At 69.5% G+C, this 19,299-nt stretch carries 21 protein-coding genes, 2 tRNA genes and 1 pseudogene; 14 read left to right on the forward strand and 10 right to left on the reverse strand.

Translation table 11 applies throughout. From position 1 onward, the window contains the following. Positions 1-23: 23 nt before the first annotated feature. From AC1DCT_RS03170 to AC1DCT_RS03180, 3 genes are all read right to left on the reverse strand, one after another. Complete coding sequence (locus AC1DCT_RS03170; RefSeq protein WP_477427427.1) at positions 24-1,022, reverse strand: Fpg/Nei family DNA glycosylase; 999 nt, start codon at positions 1,020-1,022, stop codon at positions 24-26. Then, on the reverse strand, positions 1,022-1,507 hold the full coding sequence (locus tag AC1DCT_RS03175) for a ribose-5-phosphate isomerase (RefSeq protein ID WP_477427429.1): 486 nt from the start codon (positions 1,505-1,507) through the stop codon (positions 1,022-1,024). The genes AC1DCT_RS03170 and AC1DCT_RS03175 overlap by 1 nt, the downstream gene beginning before the upstream one ends. Before the next feature lie 62 nt (positions 1,508-1,569). After that, a complete protein-coding gene (locus tag AC1DCT_RS03180; RefSeq protein ID WP_477427430.1) occupies positions 1,570-2,745 on the reverse strand; it encodes a ferrochelatase in 1,176 nt (391 codons plus the stop codon). A 195-nt stretch (positions 2,746-2,940) separates the two neighbouring features. Between AC1DCT_RS03180 and pepN the strand changes: the two genes are divergently transcribed. The 5 genes from pepN (at position 2,941) to AC1DCT_RS03205 (ending at position 9,606) form a co-directional block, all read left to right on the forward strand. Next, positions 2,941-5,547: an aminopeptidase N gene (pepN, locus tag AC1DCT_RS03185; RefSeq protein ID WP_477427432.1), complete on the forward strand. Its 2,607-nt coding sequence runs from the start codon at positions 2,941-2,943 to the stop codon at positions 5,545-5,547. Positions 5,548-5,685: 138 nt separating this feature from the next. Further along, positions 5,686-6,906, forward strand: coding sequence for a mechanosensitive ion channel family protein (locus tag AC1DCT_RS03190; protein WP_441978255.1), 1,221 nt, complete (start codon positions 5,686-5,688; stop codon positions 6,904-6,906). Continuing rightward, on the forward strand, positions 6,903-7,340 hold the full coding sequence (locus AC1DCT_RS03195) for a globin (protein ID WP_441978254.1): 438 nt from the start codon (positions 6,903-6,905) through the stop codon (positions 7,338-7,340). Before AC1DCT_RS03190 ends, AC1DCT_RS03195 begins: the two co-directional genes overlap by 4 nt. Before the next feature lie 40 nt (positions 7,341-7,380). Continuing rightward, positions 7,381-9,051, forward strand: a complete 1,671-nt coding sequence (locus AC1DCT_RS03200) for an FAD-binding dehydrogenase (RefSeq protein ID WP_477427434.1) — start codon at positions 7,381-7,383, stop codon at positions 9,049-9,051. A 51-nt stretch (positions 9,052-9,102) separates the two neighbouring features. Continuing rightward, positions 9,103-9,606 (forward strand): OsmC family protein, encoded by a 504-nt coding sequence (locus tag AC1DCT_RS03205; protein ID WP_477427436.1) that lies wholly within the window; start codon positions 9,103-9,105, stop codon positions 9,604-9,606. A gap of 46 nt (positions 9,607-9,652) precedes the next feature. Here the strand turns inward: AC1DCT_RS03205 and AC1DCT_RS03210 are convergent, their stop codons facing one another. After that, positions 9,653-10,318, reverse strand: coding sequence for a DUF8185 domain-containing protein (locus AC1DCT_RS03210; protein WP_441978249.1), 666 nt, complete (start codon positions 10,316-10,318; stop codon positions 9,653-9,655). Between the two features lie 64 nt (positions 10,319-10,382). Here AC1DCT_RS03210 and AC1DCT_RS03215 point away from each other — a divergent pair, with 64 nt between their 5' ends. Beyond that, the gene (locus AC1DCT_RS03215) at positions 10,383-11,267 is read left to right on the forward strand and encodes an acyl-CoA thioesterase (protein WP_477427438.1); all 885 of its coding nucleotides are present in this window, start codon (positions 10,383-10,385) and stop codon (positions 11,265-11,267) included. 45 nt (positions 11,268-11,312) lie between these two features. Here AC1DCT_RS03215 and AC1DCT_RS03220 read toward each other — a convergent pair whose 3' ends face one another. The 5 genes from AC1DCT_RS03220 to AC1DCT_RS03240 form a co-directional block, all read right to left on the reverse strand. Continuing rightward, positions 11,313-11,813 (reverse strand): acyl-CoA thioesterase, encoded by a 501-nt coding sequence (locus AC1DCT_RS03220; protein WP_441978271.1) that lies wholly within the window; start codon positions 11,811-11,813, stop codon positions 11,313-11,315. 37 nt (positions 11,814-11,850) lie between these two features. Beyond that, entirely contained in the window at positions 11,851-13,530 is a 1,680-nt protein-coding gene (ettA, locus tag AC1DCT_RS03225; RefSeq protein ID WP_440731948.1) for an energy-dependent translational throttle protein EttA, read from the reverse strand. Positions 13,531-13,654: 124 nt separating this feature from the next. After that, positions 13,655-14,134, reverse strand: a complete 480-nt coding sequence (locus AC1DCT_RS03230; RefSeq protein ID WP_441978247.1) for a DUF6993 domain-containing protein — start codon at positions 14,132-14,134, stop codon at positions 13,655-13,657. 98 nt (positions 14,135-14,232) lie between these two features. Then, a complete protein-coding gene (locus AC1DCT_RS03235) occupies positions 14,233-14,721 on the reverse strand; it encodes a single-stranded DNA-binding protein (protein ID WP_441978246.1) in 489 nt (162 codons plus the stop codon). A gap of 152 nt (positions 14,722-14,873) precedes the next feature. Then, entirely contained in the window at positions 14,874-15,500 is a 627-nt protein-coding gene (locus AC1DCT_RS03240) for a LysE family translocator (RefSeq protein ID WP_440731951.1), read from the reverse strand. Positions 15,501-15,595: 95 nt separating this feature from the next. On the opposite strand from AC1DCT_RS03240, the gene AC1DCT_RS03245 reads away from it, so the two are divergent. Together AC1DCT_RS03245 and AC1DCT_RS03250 are read left to right on the forward strand one after the other, a co-directional pair. Next, the gene (locus tag AC1DCT_RS03245) at positions 15,596-15,859 is read left to right on the forward strand and encodes a hypothetical protein (RefSeq protein ID WP_477427441.1); all 264 of its coding nucleotides are present in this window, start codon (positions 15,596-15,598) and stop codon (positions 15,857-15,859) included. 145 nt (positions 15,860-16,004) lie between these two features. Continuing rightward, entirely contained in the window at positions 16,005-16,700 is a 696-nt protein-coding gene (locus tag AC1DCT_RS03250; RefSeq protein WP_441978244.1) for a phosphatase PAP2 family protein, read from the forward strand. A 14-nt stretch (positions 16,701-16,714) separates the two neighbouring features. Here the strand turns inward: AC1DCT_RS03250 and AC1DCT_RS03255 are convergent. Then, positions 16,715-16,787, reverse strand: a tRNA-Arg gene (locus AC1DCT_RS03255). A gap of 45 nt (positions 16,788-16,832) precedes the next feature. Between AC1DCT_RS03255 and orn the strand changes: the two genes are divergently transcribed. The 6 genes and pseudogenes from orn (at position 16,833) to AC1DCT_RS03285 (ending at position 19,299) form a co-directional block, all read left to right on the forward strand. After that, positions 16,833-17,459 (forward strand): oligoribonuclease, encoded by a 627-nt coding sequence (orn, locus tag AC1DCT_RS03260; protein ID WP_440731955.1) that lies wholly within the window; start codon positions 16,833-16,835, stop codon positions 17,457-17,459. A gap of 36 nt (positions 17,460-17,495) precedes the next feature. Then, positions 17,496-17,571 (forward strand) — tRNA-His (locus tag AC1DCT_RS03265). A 92-nt stretch (positions 17,572-17,663) separates the two neighbouring features. Beyond that, positions 17,664-18,065 (forward strand): annotated as a pseudogene (locus AC1DCT_RS03270) (GNAT family N-acetyltransferase); the annotation flags it as partial. Between the two features lie 111 nt (positions 18,066-18,176). Further along, positions 18,177-18,524, forward strand: coding sequence for a metallopeptidase family protein (locus tag AC1DCT_RS03275; protein ID WP_477427749.1), 348 nt, complete (start codon positions 18,177-18,179; stop codon positions 18,522-18,524). Then, on the forward strand, positions 18,521-18,817 hold the full coding sequence (clpS, locus tag AC1DCT_RS03280; protein ID WP_441978243.1) for an ATP-dependent Clp protease adapter ClpS: 297 nt from the start codon (positions 18,521-18,523) through the stop codon (positions 18,815-18,817). Before AC1DCT_RS03275 ends, clpS begins: the two co-directional genes overlap by 4 nt. A 5-nt stretch (positions 18,818-18,822) precedes the next feature. Continuing rightward, the gene (locus AC1DCT_RS03285) at positions 18,823-19,299 is read left to right on the forward strand and encodes a DUF2017 family protein (RefSeq protein ID WP_477427444.1); all 477 of its coding nucleotides are present in this window, start codon (positions 18,823-18,825) and stop codon (positions 19,297-19,299) included.

Below are 19,299 nucleotides of genomic sequence, written 5' to 3' on the forward strand. Positions count from 1 at the left end.
AGAACCTCAGCGACCGGGATCCGTCATGCCTGGCAGCGCGGGCACCAGTACAGCTTGCGGGCGCCGATCTCCTCGAGCACGATGTCCGTGCCGCACACACGGCACGGCAGTCCCGTGCGGTGATAGACCCAGTGCCGGTCGTCGCGGTGCGCCATCGCGGCCCGGTACTGGTCGGCCGTGAGGTCGTCCATGGTCATCATCTGCCCGGTCTCGACGCCGATCGCGAGCAGACGGACCCAGTCCCGCCAGAGCGCGCGCACGGTGTCCTCGGGCACATCGCGGCCCGGCGTGTGCGGGTTCAGCCGAGCCCGGAACAGCAGCTCGGCGCGATACACGTTGCCGATCCCGCTGACCACGGCCTGGTCCATCAGCAGGAGCGCGATCGGCACCGCCCTGCGCCGGACGGCGGCGACGAAGCGTTCCTCCCCCTCATCCACGTCCCCCACCAGCGGATCCGGTCCGAGCTTCGCGACCGTGGCGAGCATCTCGTCGGGCGTCTGCAGCACGCAGGCGGTCGGCCCGCGGAGATCGGCGCAGGTCGCGTCCGTCATCAAGCGCAGGCGCACCTGTCCGACCACGGGCGGCGGCCATTCCGCTCCCTCATCGGCGAGCCCCTTGGTGGCCTCGGACATGCGCACGTGCACGCGCGTCTTGCGCGGGGCGCCGATGGAGGCCAGCGAGTTCTCACCGGCATCGTCCAGGATCGGGGCCTCGAGGTCAGTGCCGCGCTGGTTCGTCTGACCCATCCGCCCATTCGCCGACGCGATCGTCGGATCCACGAGGATCTCGCCGGAGAAGTCCCAGGCGCCGTAGAGCCCCAGGTGCACGCGCAGCCACAGATCCCCCTCGGTCTCGAGGAACATCTGCTTGCCGACCGCCTGCACGCTCTCCACCGCACGAGCGTCGAGGAGAGCAGCACCCTCCGCGAAGCGCCCCTGCGGGCTCGACGCGAAGACCGGCTTGCCCACGAAGTTGCGGGCGAACTGCCGCGCGATCCGATGGACGGAATGGCCCTCGGGCATCAGGCGCGCGGGTCCGGGAGCAGCGATCCGTCGCGCTCGAAGTCGGCGATCTGCGCGATCCGGCGCACGTGCCGCTCCTCGTTCGAGAACGGCGTGGCGATGAAGCGGTCGATGAAGCCGGCGACCTCGTCGAAGGTGTGCTGGCGGGCGCCGATCGCGATCACGTTGGCGTCGTTGTGCTCTCGCGCGAGCTCGGCGGTCGCGATGCTCCACACCAGGGCCGCGCGGATGCCCTCGACCTTGTTCGCCGCGATCTGCTCGCCGTTGCCGGAGCCGCCGAAGACGACACCGAGCGCCTCGACTCCCGCGCGCTGGTCGCGGATCGTCGCCTGTGCCGCGCGGATGCAGAACGCCGGGTAGTCGTCCACGGCGTCGTACTCGACGGGGCCATGGTCCACGACCTCATGACCCGCCTCCACGAGGTGGTGCTGCAGCTGCGTGGAGAACTCGAGACCGGCGTGATCGGTGGCGATGTGGATGCGCATGCCTCAATCCTACGGAGCGCCGCGACCGCCGCGGGGCGCCGTGACGCGGCCCCGCGGAACCGTCAGGGAGCGATGCCGGCCGCAGCCGGCTTGAACCCCGCGCGGATGTTCTCGCAGCACCCCGAACGGCACACGTCGAACGCGGGACCGAGCGCGGTGACGTGCGCGCGATCCGCCGCCGGGCGCCCCTCCAGGCGCTCCTGGATGAGGTCGACGATGCCGGCGACGAAGGTGTCGGAGACCCCCGGGGTCGGCGTGCGGACGAAAGCGAGGCCCGCCTCGGCGGCCGCGTCCTTCGCCTCGGTGTCGAGATCCCAGAGCACCTCCATGTGGTCGCTCACGAAGCCGAGCGGGACCACGGCGACCGCGGTGCGACCGCGAGCGGGCAGCTCCTCGATCACGTCGCAGATGTCGGGCTCGAGCCACGGCTGCGAGGCGGGGCCGGAGCGCGACTGGTACACGAGCTCCCACGGCACGTCGGCGGCCGCGGGCAGCAGCTCGGCCACGCGGCTCATGACCCAGGCTGCGACCGCCTCGTGCTGGGCGGCGTACGCGCCGTCGGGGCCCCAGTCGACGTCGCGCGGGCCGGAACGCAGCGCATCGTCGGTCGGCACGCTGTGGGTGGTGAACAGGACCTGGATCGCCGAGGCGTCGACGCCGTCGGCCGTGAAGCCGACGATCGCGTTGCGCACGCCCTCCACGAAGGACGCGACGAATCCGGGGTGGTCGTAGAACGGGCGGATCTTGTCGATCGTCACCGTCTCACCGAGCTCCGTCTCCTCCAGCACGCGGGCGAAGTCCTCGCGGTACTGACGGCAGCTGGAGAAGGAGCTGTACGCGCTCGTGGCGAACGCGAGCAGCGTGGTGTCCCCGCTGTCGGCGGCCATGGTCACCGCGTCGGACAGGTACGGAGCCCAGTTGCGGTTGCCCCAGTACACCGGGAGGTCGATCCCGCGGCGGGTGAGCTCGGTCTCGAGCGCGGCCTTGAGCGCGCGGTTCTGCGCGTTGATCGGGCTCACGCCACCGAAGTGCCGGTAGTGATGCGCCACCTCTTCGAGCCGCTCATCCGGGATGCCGCGGCCTCGAGTGACGTTGCGCAGGAACGGGATCACGTCGTCCTGCCCCTCCGGGCCGCCGAATCCTGCGAGCAGGATGCCGTCATAGGCGACGGGCGTCTCCACGAACTCCGGCCCGCTCGCGGCGGGCGCGGAGGCGAAGGGAACGGTTGCTGCGGTCACGTTTCGAGCACTCACCCTTCCATCTTCCCCTGAGTTTCCTTTGCCACGGCCGTGCGCCGACTCGATGCCCTCCTGGAGGCGGCGGCACCCGCGAAAAACCGCAACACGCGCTCTGGCGTAGGCTGGGACGGTTGCCGCCGGCGCCAGCAGCGCGAATCTTGCGGCCGAACCCCTCACCCCCTGGGAGTCTGAGCAGTGCCTGGAGAGAACCTCACCCGCATCGAGGCGCAGGAGCGCCGCGCGATCGTCGACACCGAGTCGTACGAGATCGCGCTCGACCTGACCAAGGGCGCGGAGGTGTTCGGATCCCGCAGCGTCGTGCGCTTCACCGCCACCGAGGGGTCCTCGACCTTCATCGACCTCATCGCGCGCGAGGTGCGCGAGATCACCTTGAACGGCGAGCTGATCGACCCGACGACGGCCTACGCCGACTCGCGCATCGCGCTGGACGGCCTGGCGGGCTCGAACGTGCTCGTCGTCGACGCCGACTGCGAATACACCAACACCGGTGAGGGCCTGCACCGCTTCGTCGATCCTGTCGACGGCGAGGTCTACCTCTACTCGCAGTTCGAGGTGCCCGACTCCCGCCGCGTCTTCGCCGTGTTCGAGCAGCCCGACCTGAAGGCGACGTTCCAGTTCACCATCACCGCGCCCGCTGCGTGGAAGGTCGTCTCGAACTCCCCCACCCCCGAACCGATCCACCACGACGCGTCGAACGGATCCGGGTCCGACCAGAACGGCGCGGTCGCGACGTGGGGCTTCGAGCCCACCCCGCGGATCTCCTCGTACATCACGGCGATCATCGCGGGCCCGTACGAGGAGACCTTCTCCGAGCTGACCAGCGCCTCCGGCCGCGTGATCCCCCTCGGCGTCTACGGGCGCAAGAGCCTGTGGGAGCACCTCGACGCGGACTACATCTTCGACAAGACCCGCGAGGGCTTCGCCTACTACGAGGAGAAGTTCGGCGTCCCGTATCCGTTCGCGAAGTACGACCAGCTCTTCGTGCCGGAGTTCAACGCCGGCGCCATGGAGAACGCGGGCGCGGTGACCTTCACCGAGACCTACGTGTTCCGGAGCAAGGTGACCGACGCCGTCAAGGAGCGCCGCGTCGTCACGATCCTGCATGAACTCGCGCACATGTGGTTCGGCGACCTCGTCACCATGAAGTGGTGGAACGACCTCTGGCTGAACGAGTCGTTCGCCGAGTGGGCGTCGACCATCGCGACCGCCGAGGCCACCGAGTGGACCGAGGCGTGGACGACGTTCAACGCCATGGAGAAGACCTGGGCCTACCGTCAGGACCAGCTCCCCTCCACGCACCCGGTCGTCGCCGAGATCAACGACCTCGACGACGTGCAGGTGAACTTCGACGGCATCACGTACGCGAAGGGCGGATCCGTCCTCAAGCAGCTCGCCGCGTGGGTGGGCATCGAGGCGTTCTTCGCCGGCGTCTCCGAGTACTTCAAGAAGCACTCCTGGCAGAACACCGAGCTCAGCGACCTGCTCGTCGAGCTGGAGCGCACCAGCGGCCGCGACCTCACCGTCTGGTCGAAGAAGTGGCTGGAGACCGCGGGAGTGAACACGCTCGCGCCCGTCATCGCCGAGGCCGGGGACGGCACCATCTCGCGCTTCGCCGTGACGCAGACGGCTCCCGCCGACTACCCGACGATCCGCCCGCACCGCCTGGGCATCGGCTTCTACAACCTCGACGCGACGGGCGCTCTCGTGCGCACCCACCACGTCGAGGTGGACGTCGACGGTGACCGCACGGAGCTTCCCGAACTGCAGGGCCTGAAGCGCCCGGATCTGGTGCTGCTGAACGACGAAGACCTCGCCTACGCGAAGATCCGTCTCGACGAGCGCTCCCTCGCGACCGCCGTCGCACACCTCGCCGACATCAGCGACCCTCTCGCCCGCTCGCTCGTGTGGGGTGCCGCCTGGGACCAGACCCGCGACGCCGAGAGCGCCGCGAGCGACTACATCGACCTCGTGCTGGGCAACATCGGCCGCGAGACCGAGTCGACCACGGTGCGCACCACGCTCAGCCAGCTGCAGACCGCCGCCGCGCTGTACGTCACCCCGGAGCACCGTGAGGCCGCCCGCACCCGGGTCGCCGACGGCCTGTGGGCGCTCGCGCAGAGCGCGGAAGCCGCCTCCGACAGCCAGCTGCAGTTCGTGACGGCGTTCGCGAACTCGCTCACCACGCCCGAGCACGCCGACGTCGTGCGCCGCCTGCGCGACGGCGCACTCACCCTCGACGGCCTCACGATCGACACCGACCTGTCGTGGCAGCTGCTCGTCGGCCTCGCCACGGTCGGCGCCGTCGACGGGGCCGCGATCGATGCCGCGCTCGAGGGCGACAACACCGCCAAGGGCGCGGAGTTCGCCGCGCAGGCCCGCGCCGCGCTGCCCACGCCCGAGGACAAGCAGGCCGCGTGGTCCTCGCTCGTCGAGCACGACGACCTGTCCAACACGATCGTCCGCTCCGCCGCCCTCGGCTTCACCCACCCGGCCGGTGTCGCACTGCTCGAGCCGTTCGTCGCGCAGTACTTCGACGCCCTACTCCCGATCTGGGAAGGCCGCACGTTCCAGGTCGCGAACTACCTGATCGTGGGACTGTACCCGAAGGCGCTCGCGAACACCGCCCTGCGCGACGCGACCCGCGTCTGGCTCTCCGCCCACCATGACGCCGCGCCCGCGCTGCGCCGCCTCGTGTTCGAAAACCTCGCGGACGTGGAGCGGGCGCTCGCCGCTCAGGCGCGCGATGAGGAGACCTTCGAATCGGCGGCCGCGCAGAGCTGACGCACGACCCGGAAGGGCCGGAGGAGACTGCTCTCCTCCGGCCCCTTAGTCGCGTCCCGAGCGGACAACACCGGCTCACGGCGCAGCGCCGCCGACGCTCAGAGCCCGCCAAGGGGCGCAGCCATAGGATCGTGAACGATGAATATCGTCTCCTTCGAGGATCAGGCCGCCAAGATCGCAGACCTGTGGACCCAGACGCTCGACGTCCTCGGCAAGATCGGCATGAAGGCGCTCTGGAGCGTCGTCACGATCGTCGTCTGCGTCCTCATCGCCTATGCGCTCCGCTTCGTGATCCGCCGCGTCGTCCGCCGGATCGTCGCCGGCGCCAAGTCCAAGGCCGAGGTCACCGACACAAGGGCGCTGGAGCGCTCCCCGCTCGCGGACATGCGGCTCGTACAGCGCACCAGGACCCTCGGCACCATCCTGCAGAACATCGTCAACGTGATCCTCGTGGTGGTCGCTGTCGTCCTGATCGTGAACATCATCGAGCCCACGCTGCTCGGGTCTCTGACGCTGCTCACCGCCGCCGTCGGCGCAGGCCTCGGTTTCGGTGCCCAGAACATCGTCAAAGATGTGCTGAACGGCATGTTCCTCGTCGCCGAGGACCAGGTCGGCATCGGAGATGTGGTCGACCTGGGCCTCGCGTCGGGTGTCGTCGAATACGTCAGCGTGCGGATCACCCAGGTGCGTGACGCGAACGGCACGCTCTGGTACGTCCGCAATGGCGAGATCACCCGGATCGGCAACATGTCGCAGGGATGGGCGCGCGCGATCATCGACCTCGGGGTGCCGGCGGATGCGGACGTCCCCGCGGTCGAGGACGCTCTGCTCGCCGCCGCCCAGGGGCTCGCGAAGGATCCGAAGTGGCGCACCCGCATCGTCGAGAAGCCCGAGATCTGGGGACTGGAGTCGATCGAGGGCGATGCTCTCGTGATCCGGGTCGTCATGAAGACCCGCACGAATGCGATGGACGACGTCGCCCGCGAGCTGCGGATGCGGCTGCGCGACGCCATGCTCGGCATGGAGCTGACCGTCCCCAGCATGGCCACGGTGCAGCTCGCCGGCCCCGAGGGTGCCCGCCGGGTGCACGGCGCGAACCCGCCGCGCACCCGCCCGAACCCGGTCGCGACGGCGCCCACGGTGCCGGAACGCGGATTCTGGCGCAAGAAGAAGACCGAGGGCGAGAAGCCCGCCACGGCCACGCCCCCACCGCGCACCAAACCGGCGCCGACCGCACCTGCGCCGACGAAGACCGAGAAGCCGAAGACGCCGCCTTCCGCCCCGCAGAGCCTGCCGCTCCCTCCGCTCCCCGATCCGCAGAGCCCGCAGGATCCGCAAACCCCCGGAGACGAACGATGAGTGAACCGGTGTCCTTCTACAACGAGGTCGGCGGCCACGCGACGTTCCAGCGCCTCGTCGAGGTGTTCTACCGCGAGGTCGCGCTCGACCCGGTCCTGAAGCCGATGTACCCGGAAGAGGATCTCGGCCCTGCGGCGGATCGCCTGCGCATGTTCCTGGAGCAGTATTGGGGCGGCCCCACGACCTACGGTGAGCAGCGTGGGCACCCGAGGCTGCGCATGCGTCACATGCCGTTCCACGTCGACCCGGACGCCCGCGACCGCTGGCTGCGCTGCATGCGCGCCGCCGTGGACGACGCCCGCCTCTCGCCGATCCACGAGGCGACGCTGTGGGACTATCTCGAGCGCGCCGCGCATGCGATGGTGAATACATTCGAGCCGAGCCGCACGACCACGACGGGCGCCCCGACCCCTGACGGGCGCCCCGTCCTCTAGCGGCGCCCACCGCACGTACACCGAGTTCGACGGAGATCTCATGACCGCGACCACGACCACTCACTCCACCGACGTCCTCGTCATCGGCTGGGGGCTGTCCGGCCTCGTCGCCGCCGCGGAGGCCACCGCCGCAGGCAGACGCGTGATCGTGGTGGATCAGGAGCCGCGGACGAACCTGGGCGGACAGGCGTGGTGGTCCTTCGGCGGGCTGTTCCTCGTCGACTCCCCCGAACAGCGCCGCATGGGCATCACGGACTCCTACGAGCTCGCCCGACAGGACTGGTTCGGCAACGCGGGCTTCGACCGCGACGAGGACGCCTGGCCGCGGCGCTGGGCAGAGGCGTATCTCCAGTTCGCGAGCGGCGAGAAGCGCGCATGGCTCCGGGAGCGCGGCGTGGGCTTCTTCCCGGTCGTGGGCTGGGCCGAGCGCGGAGGCTACGGCGCTCTCGGACCCGGCAACTCGGTCCCCCGCTTCCACATCACCTGGGGCACGGGCCCCGGCATCGTGGCGCCCTTCCAGGCCGCGCTCGAGCAGGCGGAGCGGACCGGGAGCCTGGTCGTGCTCCCACGGCACCGGGTCACCGCCCTCACCGCCCGCGACGGCGTCGTCACGGGCGCACAGGGCGAGATCCTCGCATCGTCCGCCGCCGCCCGCGGCGTGCAGAGCGATCGTGAGTCGATCGGTGCCTTCGAGATCACCGCGAGCGCGACGATCGTGACCTCGGGCGGCATCGGCGGCAACCACGACCTCGTGCGCGCCGCATGGCCCGAACGGCTGGGCGCACCGCCGACCGACATGCTCACCGGCGTGCCCGCCTATGTGGACGGATCCATGCAGGCCGTATCGGCGGCGGCCGGGGCACGGCTCATCAACGGCGATCGGATGTGGCACTACGTCGAGGGCATCCGCAACTGGGATCCGGTCTGGCCCGGTCACGGCATCCGGATCCTCCCCGGCCCGTCATCGCTGTGGCTGGACGCCACCGGCAGGCGCCTGCCCGTGCCGCTGTACCCCGGGTTCGACACACTCGGGACCCTGGCACACCTGCGCACCACCGGGCACGACCACTCCTGGTTCGTGACGACACGGCAGATCGTGGAGAAGGAGTTCGCTCTCTCCGGCAGCGAGCAGAACCCCGACCTCACCGGCAAGGACATACCGCTGCTCGTGCGCTCCCGGCTCGCCAAGGGCCCCACGGACCCGGTGCAGGCGTTCCTCGAGCGGGGCGAGGACTTCATCGTCGAGGACGACCTCGGCCGGCTGATCGCACGCATGCAGGAACTCCCGGGCGGAGACGCCCTGGACCCGGCGCGGGTTCGCGAGGAGGTCGTCGCGCGGGATCGCGAGATCGACAACGACTTCACCAAGGACGCGCAGATCGCGATGCTGCGTTCGGCCCGCGCCTACCGCGGCGATCGGCTGATCCGCACGGCCGCCCCGCATCGTCTGCAGGATCCGTCCGCCGGTCCGCTGATCGCCGTGCGGCTGCGCGTGATCACCCGCAAGTCGCTCGGCGGCATCGAGACAGACCTGGACGGGCGCGCTCTCGGCGGCGACGGTGCAGCCGTGCCGGGGCTCTACGCCGCGGGCGAGGCGAGCGGCTTCGGCGGCGGCGGTGTGCACGGCTATCGGGCGCTGGAGGGAACGTTCCTCGGCGGCTGCCTGTTCTCGGGACGCCAGGCCGGACGCGCGGCGGCGCAGGCGGTCTGAGCACCCGTCGAGCGCCTGGACCTCGCGCGGCGGGAGTGCCATGATCGCGGCATGGACGCGGAAGAGCTGCGAGCACGCCAGGCTCCGCTCAAGGAGCGCTACCGGCAGGATCCGGAACTGGCGAGGGTGATCTCCGGTGCGACCGGCGACTATCGCGACCCCGGCATCACCGCGACGATCGACGGATGGTCGGGGCCGGTCCGCGCTGGACAGCACCCCGCGACCGGGGGCGACGGATCCGATGCGTGCTCGGCAGACCTCCTCATGCAGGCGCTGCTGGGCTGTGTCGGCGTGACGTTCCGCGCCGTCACCACGGCGATGGGCGTGACCGTGCAGAACGTCAAACTCGCGGCGGAGTGCCGCTGGGACGCACGCGGCACGCTCGGTCTGGACCGTGAGGTGCCGGTCGGCGTCGGCGACATCGCCGTCACGATCACGATCGACAGCGACGCCGACGAAGGACGCCTGGAACGTATCGCCGCGTCGACCGAGCGGTACTGCGTGGTCGGTCAGAGCCTCGCATCCCCTCCGACGATCACGGTCGTCCGGCGCTGACCGCCGCGGCGTGAACCCGGACGCGCCGCCCGACTCGTGCTGCGCCTCAGCCGGCGGCGCCGGTCGAGCGCACCGGCGTCAGCCCCACCGCGGCGGGCCCGCGGCTGAGCACGTGACCGCGCGCGAACGCGAGGCGCGTCCAGCGGCCGGAGGTGGTGATCGGCACCTGCTCGGCACCGGAGATGAAGCCGAAGGCATGCGCGGCGAACGCGACGCCGCGGGGCAGCCCGAGGAGGTCCTCGTCGGGCTCGCCCCAGATGGCGGCACGCAGCGCGCGGACCGCGTCCTCCCCTGCGCCGACCGGTGATCCGTGCGCGACGGCGGAGATGCCCCACTGCGCACGCTGCGCGATGACGTCGGCGCCGAGCGTCCCCGCCGTCGCCCAGCCGCTCCGGGGCGGTGCGACGCCGGCCCAGGAGGGGCTGCGGCCCGTGTCGGGAAGCGCGAGGGCGCGTGGATCCTGGGTGGTGGTGAGCTCGTCGATCACGATGTCGCACCGCAACTCGGGGTCGGCCCGGACGATCCGCATCGCGAGGATCGTCGGCGTCGCGTCGAACAGGGTCTGCGGCACGAGTGCCGCCGCCGTCATCGCGAGCACCCCTCCGTCGGCCTGTAGCCGGACCCCTTCATCGCCGGCGCGCGCGGCCCGGGAGACGAAGGTGAGCGCATCACGCGCAGTGTCGGCATCGGCGAGGATCAGCGGCGTGGGCACGCCCTCTAAACTAGCAACCGGCCGCGACCGGTCCCCCGGTGTGTCGCGGCGCGGAGAGGATCCCATGACGCCCGACGAGCACGCCCGCCGATCTGTCGAGATGCTGCTGGGGATCCTCGATCTCGACTCCTCGGACGCCCGCACCACCGAGGACATCTTCACCGGCGTCTCGCACCCGATGCCCACGGGGCGGATCTACGGCGGGCAAGTGCTCGGCCAGTCCCTCATCGCGGCGGAGCGGACGATGCCGGATGGCCGCGCCCCGCACTCCATGCACGGCTATTTCCTGCGCGCCGGGGACGCCTCCCAAGGCCTCACTTTCGCCGTGGACCGGATCCACGACGGCCGTTCCTTCTCGACGCGGCGGGCGCAGGCCTATCAGAACGGGGTGCCGATCTTCTCGATGATCGCATCGTTCCAGGACGAGAACCCGGGCATCGAGCACGCAGCGCCGATGCCCGACGGCATCCCGGATCCCGAAGACCTCGTCCCCGACGAGGAGCTGTCCGACGGGATCCATCCCCTGTCCAAGCGCATGCTCACCGATCGGCCGGTGGACATGCGTCATGTGGAGGGCCCGCTGTTCGGTGCGGCGGGCGCCGAGAAGTCCGCGCACCAGGCGGTGTGGATGCGCATGCGCGCGCCGTTCCCGGACGATCCTGCCCTGCACCGCGCGGCGCTGGCGTACCTCAGCGACATGTCGATCCAGGAATCGATCCTGCGCGCCCACGGGCTCAGCTGGAATGTGCCTGGCCTGAAGGTCGCGAGCCTGGACCACGCCATGTGGTGGCACCGCCCGGGGCGCGTCGACGACTGGCTGCTGTACGTGCAGGAGTCGCCGAACGCCCGCGGAGGCCGGGGCCTCGCCACAGGGCGGATCTACGATCGCGGTGGCGCATTGGTGGCCAGCGTCGCCCAGGAGATCACGATCCGGGTGCCGGAGGCCTGATCAGCCGGGCCCGTCGACGACGGCCCGGCCAGTCCGCGACCGCACTCAGCGGTGCGCGTAGACGATCGACGGTCCGGAGAACGGCGACCATGCCTCGCGCATCTCCGGGCCGATCCGAGTGGGACGACCGGTCGCTGCGTCCACGAGCACGATGATCGCCGTCGAGCGCGCGTACAGCACCCGCTCCTCGAACGCCGCGTCGTTGTACACCTCGTAGCAGACCTCGATGCTGGATCCGCCGAGCTTTCCGAACCACATCTGCACCTCGAGGGGATGACGCTGGTACGGCACGGGCGCAAGATACTCGATCTCCTGCCGGGCGACGAGCGTGATCACACCGGCGTCGAGCCCCGAGCTCAGTACGGCCGTGCTCGGGCCGTGCTCGCCCTCCCCCGGGCGCCAGAAAGCCCGCACCCGAGCTTCCTCGAGCAGCTTCAGCATCGAGGTGTTGTTGACGTGGTTGAAGGCGTCCAGGTCGCCCCAGCGCAGGTGGATCGGGATGTGCAGACGCTCCCCCGCCGCGGCCCCCTCGGGAGCCGCGGTCAGGGGAGCTTCCGCAGCGGTCCCTGAGGCCGTCGAAGGGTCAGTCACGCGTAAGCCTGCGGTGCGTGGAGCGGTGCGGGTTGGCCGCGTCGGCGCCGAGCCGCTCGATCTTGTTCGCCTCGTAGGACTCGAAGTTGCCCTCGAACCAGTACCACTGGTCGGGGTTCTCGTCGGTGCCCTCGTAGGCGAGGATGTGCGTCGCGATCCGGTCGAGGAACCACCGGTCGTGCGTGATCACCACGGCGCAGCCGGGGAACTCCAGCAGGGCGTTCTCCAGCGAGCCGAGGGTCTCGACGTCGAGATCGTTGGTCGGCTCGTCGAGCAGCAGGAGGTTGCCGCCCTCCTTGAGCGTGAGGGCGAGGTTCAGCCGGTTGCGCTCGCCACCGGAGAGCACGCCCGCCTTCTTCTGCTGGTCCGGGCCCTTGAAGCCGAACTTGGAGACATAGGCGCGCGACGGGATCTCGATCTTGCCGACCATCATGATGTCGAGGCCGTCGGAGACGACCTCCCACAGGGTCTTGTCGGGATCGATGTTCGCGCGGGACTGATCGACGTAGCTGATCTTCACCGTCTCGCCGACCTTGAGATCGCCGCCGTCCAGCGGCTCCAGGCCCACGATCGTCTTGAACAGCGTGGTCTTGCCGACGCCGTTCGGGCCGATCACGCCGACGATGCCGTTCGGCGGCAGGCTGAAGCTCAGACCGTCGATGAGCGAGCGATCGCCGAAGCCCTTCTGCAGCTTCTTCGCCTCGATCACGACGTTGCCCAGGCGGGGACCCGCTGGGATCTGGATCTCCTCGAAATCGAGCTTCCTGGTCCGCTCGGCCTCCGTGGCCATCTCCTCGTACCGGGCCAGGCGTGCCTTCGACTTGGTCTGGCGGCCCTTGGCGCTCGACCGCACCCACTCCAGCTCGTCCTTGAGGCGCTTGGCGAGCTTGGCATCCTTCTTGCCCTGGATGTCGAGACGCTCCGCCTTCTTCTCCAGGTAGGTCGAGTAGTTGCCCTCGTAGCCGATCAGGCGGCCCCGGTCGACCTCCGCGATCCACTCGGCCATGTTGTCGAGGAAGTACCGGTCGTGGGTGATCGCGATCACGGCTCCCTTGTAGGCCTGCAGGTGCTTCTCCAGCCACAGCACGCTCTCCGCGTCGAGGTGGTTGGTGGGCTCGTCGAGCAGCAGCAGATCCGGCTTCTGCAGCAGCAGCTTCGCGAGCGCGACGCGGCGCTTCTCGCCGCCGGAGAGCTTGGTGACCGGCTCATCGGCCGGCGGGGTGCGCAGCGCATCCATGGCCTGCTCGAGCTGGGAGTCGAGGTCCCAGCCGTCCGCCGCGTCGATCTCCTCCTGCAGCACGCCCATCTCGGCGAGCAGAGTGTCGAAGTCGGCGTCGGGGTCCGCCATCTGCGCGGAGATCTCGTTGAAACGGTCGAGCTTGGCCTTGATCGCAACCCCCTCCTGGATGTTCTCCAGGACGGTCTTCGACTCGTCGAGCTCGGGCTCCTGCATCAGGATGCCGACGCTGAAGCCGGGGCTCAGTTTGGCCTCGCCGTTGGAGGGCGTGTCGAGCCCGGCCATGATCTTCAGGATGGTGGACTTTCCGGCGCCGTTGGGGCCGACCATGCCGATCTTCGCCCCGGGCAGGAACGCCATCGTGACGTCATCGAGGATGAGCTTGTCGCCGACCGCCTTGCGGGCGCGGACCATGGAGTAGATGTATTCGGCCACGAGGGCACTCCTTCTGTCGTGGTGACGACGATTGCGAAAGGCTGCGGGTCGCTCCCCGGGCCGTGCACCGCGGGATCGACACTCCAGCCTACCCGGGGCGGGTGCCCTTCCTCCCCGAGGAGATCTACGGTGCGACGGGCACGGTCCTGCCGATCAGGCAGCGACCGCCGTCCACCTGCGGCAGCACCGCAGTGACCGGATCCCCCGTGGACGGCCCGACCTGTCCGACCAGGCACCGATCCTTCCCCCACCGCACCGAGAACTGGATGCTCTCCGCCGGGTTGCCCACGGTCGACTCGTCCGCTGTGACCTCCATGTCGGCTCGGGCGAACCCCGCGGCGCCGAGCGCGTCGATGTACGCCGAGCCCGAGGCGCGGCGCTCCCCGGCCCAGACCTGCGCGACGACGGCGGCGAACACCGGAAGGTTGTCCTCGGCGGAACCGTCCGGGTGCAGCGCAGGCGGGGTGGAGGGCGACGCGGTCGTGCCGCTCGGGGTCGCGGTCGGCGTCGAGACAGGCGATGAGGACGGGACGGGGGAACCGTCCGAGCAGCCGCTCAGGATGAGCGTCGCGGCCATGGCCAAGAGCGCGAGGGGGCGGGTCACGGGAGTTCGAACGACCACAGCCCGGGATCCACGCACGCTCAGAGTCTATGCGGCGCGCGTCGTCGACGATCCTGCCCGCCCGCCCCCGCTCGGTCCGATCAGTACGGCGTCTCCTGGCTTCCTGCACTCCCCCACGCGTCGGACGCCGTCGACTCCTGCGCGCCGGCACCGACGACCGCCAACGCCGATCCGTCGCGATCAGCCGCACCGTCCTCGCTGGCGGGCGTCGTCTGATGCGACATCCGGTGATAGACGCTGCGGCCGCGTCGCAGATCCGGTCCGATGCAATCGGCCTCGATCTCCACGCTGATCCGCTTGCCGTCCTTGCCCTCCCACTCACGCAGCTTCAGGCGCCCGACGACCACGACCGCGTCACCCTTGGTGAGCGAGGCCTCCGCGTTCTCCGCCAGGGCCCGGTACGCCCTGACCTCGAACCAGTTCGTCCCGGCGTCGATCCAACCGCCGGCGCCGTCCGGGCGGCGGTGGTTGGTGGCCATCCGGAAGGTCAGGGTGGGGATGCCGGTCGCGGTGGCCCCTCGTTCCGGGTCCGTCGCGACGTTTCCCAGCACCGTGATGGTGTCGGCCATGATGTTCTCCTCTGCTCTCGCGGAACCCGTTCGGGCCCCGATCCTGCAGGAAAGCGTGGCGCGCCGATCGTCCCTGTGGAGGCGGCTTCGCGCATCCGGTGAGCAACTGGTCGACGTGGCGTCCTGTGGAGGAGGATCGAGCGCGGTTCGGGTCAGTGCACGAACAGGAGCAGCGTCGCCACCGCGATGAACAACGCTCCGAAGACGATGTTGAGCGTGCGCTGGCCCCGCGCACTGGAGGTGAGCCGGCGGAAGCTCTGCGCCGTCGCGGCGAAGACGAACCACATCACGACCACGTCGATCACCACGGTCGTCCCGATGAGGATCAGATACTGCGGCCACGGATCGCGGTCGAGCCGGATGAACTGCGGCACGAACGCGAGGAAGAACACGATGGCCTTGGGGTTGAGCAGGTTCACCCAGAACCCACGGCGGAGCATGGGCCACCGCCCCTCGGGCGGTCGCAGTTGCTCGGGATCCGCGGCAGCCTCGGGAACGCGGGCGAGGATGAGCCGGATGCCCAGGTACACGAGGTACGCCGCGCCGAGGTAGCGGATCGTCTCGAACAGCCACGGCACGCGCGCGACCAGAAGGCCCACGCCCGCGGCGACGATCGCCACGTGCACCACCAGCGCGAGCTGCTGCCCGATGATCCCCCAGATCGAGCGCCGCCATCCCTCGTTGAGCGAGTTGGTCATGGTGTTGATCGCGCCCGCGCCCGGCGTGAGGCTGATCACCACGCACGCCACCACCAGCGAGAGCCACACAGTCACGGTCACCAGCACAGTGTAGGGACTGTGCGCGCGGCCCGGATCCCGGCCCTTTGCGCGAATGTCGGAGGCCGTCCTTATGTTCGAAAACAGAAGGAGGAACCATGACCACGAACATCACGCCGGTACCGACCATCCGCTGGGCGACGCCTGTTCTCACCCGCTCCGTGGAGACGCTGCAGCCCGCCGGAGAGCGTCTCTGGCGCGTACTGAACGGCCGCGGGGCGATCCGCGGACACCTGCGGATCATGCCGCACGACCTCGGCCTGCGCTACCGCGCCGAGCGCCTGCACCTCCCGTCGGGCACGTTCCGCGTCGTCGGAGACTTCTGGAGCGCCGACGACGCCGTCGCCGCGCTGCGCTTCTGACCTCCGCCACCCGGCGGGAGCGGTGCCTCGCTCGTTTCTTGGCCAATCCTTAGGCCAGGCATCGGAACATGGATCCGGCGCACGCGAACGCGGATGCCGCCTCCGGTGTCGTCATCGCGAGGGACGCGACGAGAGAGATCCCACCATGACCGAGCTTCGACGCTCCCGTACCCGCCCGCTCACCGGTATCGAGCGCGCAGCGCGGCGGCCGCTGGTCGCGCTGATCGTCGCCGTGGTAGGCGCGGTGGCGGTCGTGGCACTCGGCTTCGCGATGAAGGCGACTCAGGCGGATCAGGGCCTGGTCGCGGCCTTGAACACGACGCACACCGGTGCGTGGGGCGCCTTCTCGAGCTTCGTGTACAAGGCGATCGAACCGCTGCCCGCCGTGGCGATCACGCTGGTGATCGCCGGAATCGTCTGGGCGGTGTCGCGCTCGCTGCGCATCGCGATCCTGTTCGGGCTCACCGTCGCGTTCACCTGGCTGCCCGTCGCGGCCGTCAAGATCCTCGTCGATCGCCCGCGGCCGGATGCGTCGCTCCTGGCTCACCCGTTCTCGCCTCTGCAGACCGACGGATCGTTCCCGAGCGGCCACACCGCCTACATCGTCGCCCTGGCGATCGCCTTCTGGTTCCTGCTCCGTGACACCCGGTACGCGTGGCTGCCGATCGTCCTGGGCATCATCGCGACGGTCGTGATCGGCCTCGCCGTGGTCAGCGACGGCCTGCACTTCCCCACCGACGTGCTCGGCTCGATCGCGTGGGCGCTGACCACGGCCGCTGCGGTGCGCTGGCTCATCGTCGACGTGATCGCGTCAAGAGTGCACCGCCGCGCCGTCCGCTGAGCACCGGGAAGAAGTGCCCCCGGCAGGATTCGAACCTGCGACCGACGGATTAGAAGGCCGTTGCTCTATCCACTGAGCTACGGAGGCGCCCGTCAAGGCTAGCGCGTCGGCGGCGCTCAGTAGGATGGCCGCATGGTTTCTTCGTCCGAGAACGATCGTCTGGTCTGGATCGACTGCGAGATGACGGGGCTCGATCTCGCCATCGATGAACTCGTGGAGATCGCGGTCGTGATCACCGACTTCGAGCTGCGCCTGGTGGATCCGGGGTTCCAGGTGGTCATCCGCGCGAGCGACGCCGCCCTGGCGCAGATGAACGACTTCGTGACGAACATGCATCGCACCTCCGGCCTGTACGAGGAGATCCCTGGCGGCGTCTCCCTCGCCGAGGCGCAGGCACAGACACTCGCCTACATCCGGCGGTTCGTGCCGCAGGAGCGCAAGGCTCCGCTGGCCGGGAACACGATCGGCACCGATCGCATGTTCCTCGCGAAGTACATGCCCGACGTCGACCAGTACCTGCATTACCGCAACGTCGACGTGTCGAGCATCAAGGAACTGTCGCGCCGCTGGTACCCGCGGGTCTTCTTCCACGCCCCGGCGAAGGACGGCGGGCACCGCGCCCTCGCCGACATCCTGGAGTCCATCCGGGAGCTGGAGTACTACCGCCGAGCGGTGTTCATCGACCAGCCCGGACCGACCACCGAAGAGGTGCAGGCGACATCCGATGCCGTCGTGTCAGAGTTTGCCTCAAACCTGTAATACACTGGTCAGGTTGCCCGCTCAGGCAGGCACATGGTGGGTATAGCTCAGCTGGTAGAGCGCTGGCTTGTGGTGCCGGATGTCGCGGGTTCGAGTCCCGTTACTCACCCCATCGAAGAGGCCCGGATCCTTATGGATCCGGGCCTCTTCCGTTTCCATGGACCCCCGCGTCTTCGGCAGCTGCGTCACGGCTAGCATCGAACCATGGCCTCCTTCGTGCGCACCGCGACAGATGCGGACCTCGCAGAACTCGCCCGGATCGAGGACGAGGCCGACACCGTGTTCACCGCCCTGTTCGGCGCCGCGCTGGGCGGCGTCGCACCTTCTGGTGCAGCCCGCGCGTCCGAACCGGGTTTCGTCCTCGTCGTCACGGAACAGGAGGGCGGCGCGCCCGTGGGCTTCGTGCACGTGCTCGCAGAAGACGACCACGCGCACCTCGAGCAGCTCTCCGTGCTTCCGGCGCACGCGCGCCGCGGCCACGGACGCGAACTGGTCGAGGCTGCTCTCGACGAGGCCGCCGACCGCGGCTACCGCACCGTCACGCTGCGCACCTTCGCCGACGTGCCGTGGAACGCGCCGTTCTACGCGTCGCTCGGCTTCACGGAGACCGTCTCTCCTGACCAGCCGTTCTACCGCGCTCTGCTCGACACGGAACAGCGGATCGGCCTGAACGACCTCGGACGCCGTGTGCACATGACGATCGACCTCGCCGGTGGCATGGAGATGGATTCGGAGGCGTTCGAGGAGCTCGTCGCGGATGAGCTCGACCGCCTGCCCGACGAGATGGTCGAGGGCCTGGAGAACCTGGTCTTCGTCGTCGAGGATCGTCCGGAGGACGGCTCGCTCGACCTGCTCGGAATATACGACGGCCTGGCTGTCACCGAGCGTGGGAACTACGGCATGGGCGAGCTCCCCGACCGCATCGTCGTGTACCGCGAACCCCATCTGGCCCAGTGCGGCGACGAGCAGGAGCTGCGCCACGAGGTGCACACGACGCTGGTGCACGAGATCGCGCACTATTACGGGATCGACGATGCTCAGCTGCACGAGATGGGGTGGGCATGAGCGCGCCTCTCCTCACTCCCGCCGTCGATGAGCAACTCGACCTGCAGGCTGCACCTGCCGTGCCGTGGGAGCTCGTCGTCTGGGACGATCCGGTCAATCTCATGAGCTACGTGGTGCGGGTGTTCCGCACCTACTTCGGATATCCGAAGGACTACGCGACCCGCCTCATGCTCGCGGTGCACAACGAGGGACACGCCGTGGTCGCCGTCGGTCCGCGCGAGACCATGGAGGTGCACGCGCAGGCCATGCACGACTACGGGCTGTGGGCGACCGTGCGCCGGTCGGGAGAGTGAGCGGGATGACCGGATCCGGGATCCACCTGCCGATGCAGTCGATCGAGGCGCAGCATCTCGCTGAACTCGTCGAGCAGTTCCTCGAGCTGCTTCGCGACACCGAGATCGGCGAGGACGCGGCCTTGAACCGACTGACACCTGTCGTGTACCCGGAAGACGCGGACGCGTCGGCCGAGTTCGCCGATGCGACCAGTGCTGATCTGCTGGACCGCCGCGCCGCCGACGCACGCGTGGTGCAGGCAGGGCTGGTCGCACTCGGAGAAGGACCCGACGCGCCGCAGCAAGAGCTGTCGCTGGCCGGTTCCGAAGTCGACCCCTGGCTGCGCACGCTCGCGTCCCTGCGTCTCGTCATCGCCTCGCGGCTCGGCATCGAGGCCGACCCCTCCCCCGACCCGGACGATCCCCGGCGCGGGGTGTACGAATGGCTGGGCTACCGGCTCGACCTGCTGGTGGACGCCGCGGACGAGCTCGACGGCGTCTGA

Source organism: Microbacterium sp. 10L49, from assembly GCF_056395125.1.

Coding starts and splice junctions, on each gene's coding strand:
- AC1DCT_RS03170 (WP_477427427.1), bottom strand. CDS start 1,022: ATGCCCGAGGGCCATTCCGTCCATCGGATCGCGCGGCAGTTCGCCCGC.
- AC1DCT_RS03175 (WP_477427429.1), bottom strand. CDS start 1,507: ATGCGCATCCACATCGCCACCGATCACGCCGGTCTCGAGTTCTCCACG.
- AC1DCT_RS03190 (WP_441978255.1), top strand. CDS start 5,686: ATGAATATCGTCTCCTTCGAGGATCAGGCCGCCAAGATCGCAGACCTG.
- AC1DCT_RS03195 (WP_441978254.1), top strand. CDS start 6,903: ATGAGTGAACCGGTGTCCTTCTACAACGAGGTCGGCGGCCACGCGACG.
- AC1DCT_RS03200 (WP_477427434.1), top strand. CDS start 7,381: ATGACCGCGACCACGACCACTCACTCCACCGACGTCCTCGTCATCGGC.
- AC1DCT_RS03205 (WP_477427436.1), top strand. CDS start 9,103: ATGGACGCGGAAGAGCTGCGAGCACGCCAGGCTCCGCTCAAGGAGCGC.
- AC1DCT_RS03215 (WP_477427438.1), top strand. CDS start 10,383: ATGACGCCCGACGAGCACGCCCGCCGATCTGTCGAGATGCTGCTGGGG.
- AC1DCT_RS03235 (WP_441978246.1), bottom strand. CDS start 14,721: ATGGCCGACACCATCACGGTGCTGGGAAACGTCGCGACGGACCCGGAA.
- AC1DCT_RS03245 (WP_477427441.1), top strand. CDS start 15,596: ATGACCACGAACATCACGCCGGTACCGACCATCCGCTGGGCGACGCCT.
- AC1DCT_RS03250 (WP_441978244.1), top strand. CDS start 16,005: ATGACCGAGCTTCGACGCTCCCGTACCCGCCCGCTCACCGGTATCGAG.
- orn (WP_440731955.1), top strand. CDS start 16,833: ATGGTTTCTTCGTCCGAGAACGATCGTCTGGTCTGGATCGACTGCGAG.
- AC1DCT_RS03275 (WP_477427749.1), top strand. CDS start 18,177: ATGGAGATGGATTCGGAGGCGTTCGAGGAGCTCGTCGCGGATGAGCTC.
- clpS (WP_441978243.1), top strand. CDS start 18,521: ATGAGCGCGCCTCTCCTCACTCCCGCCGTCGATGAGCAACTCGACCTG.
- AC1DCT_RS03285 (WP_477427444.1), top strand. CDS start 18,823: ATGACCGGATCCGGGATCCACCTGCCGATGCAGTCGATCGAGGCGCAG.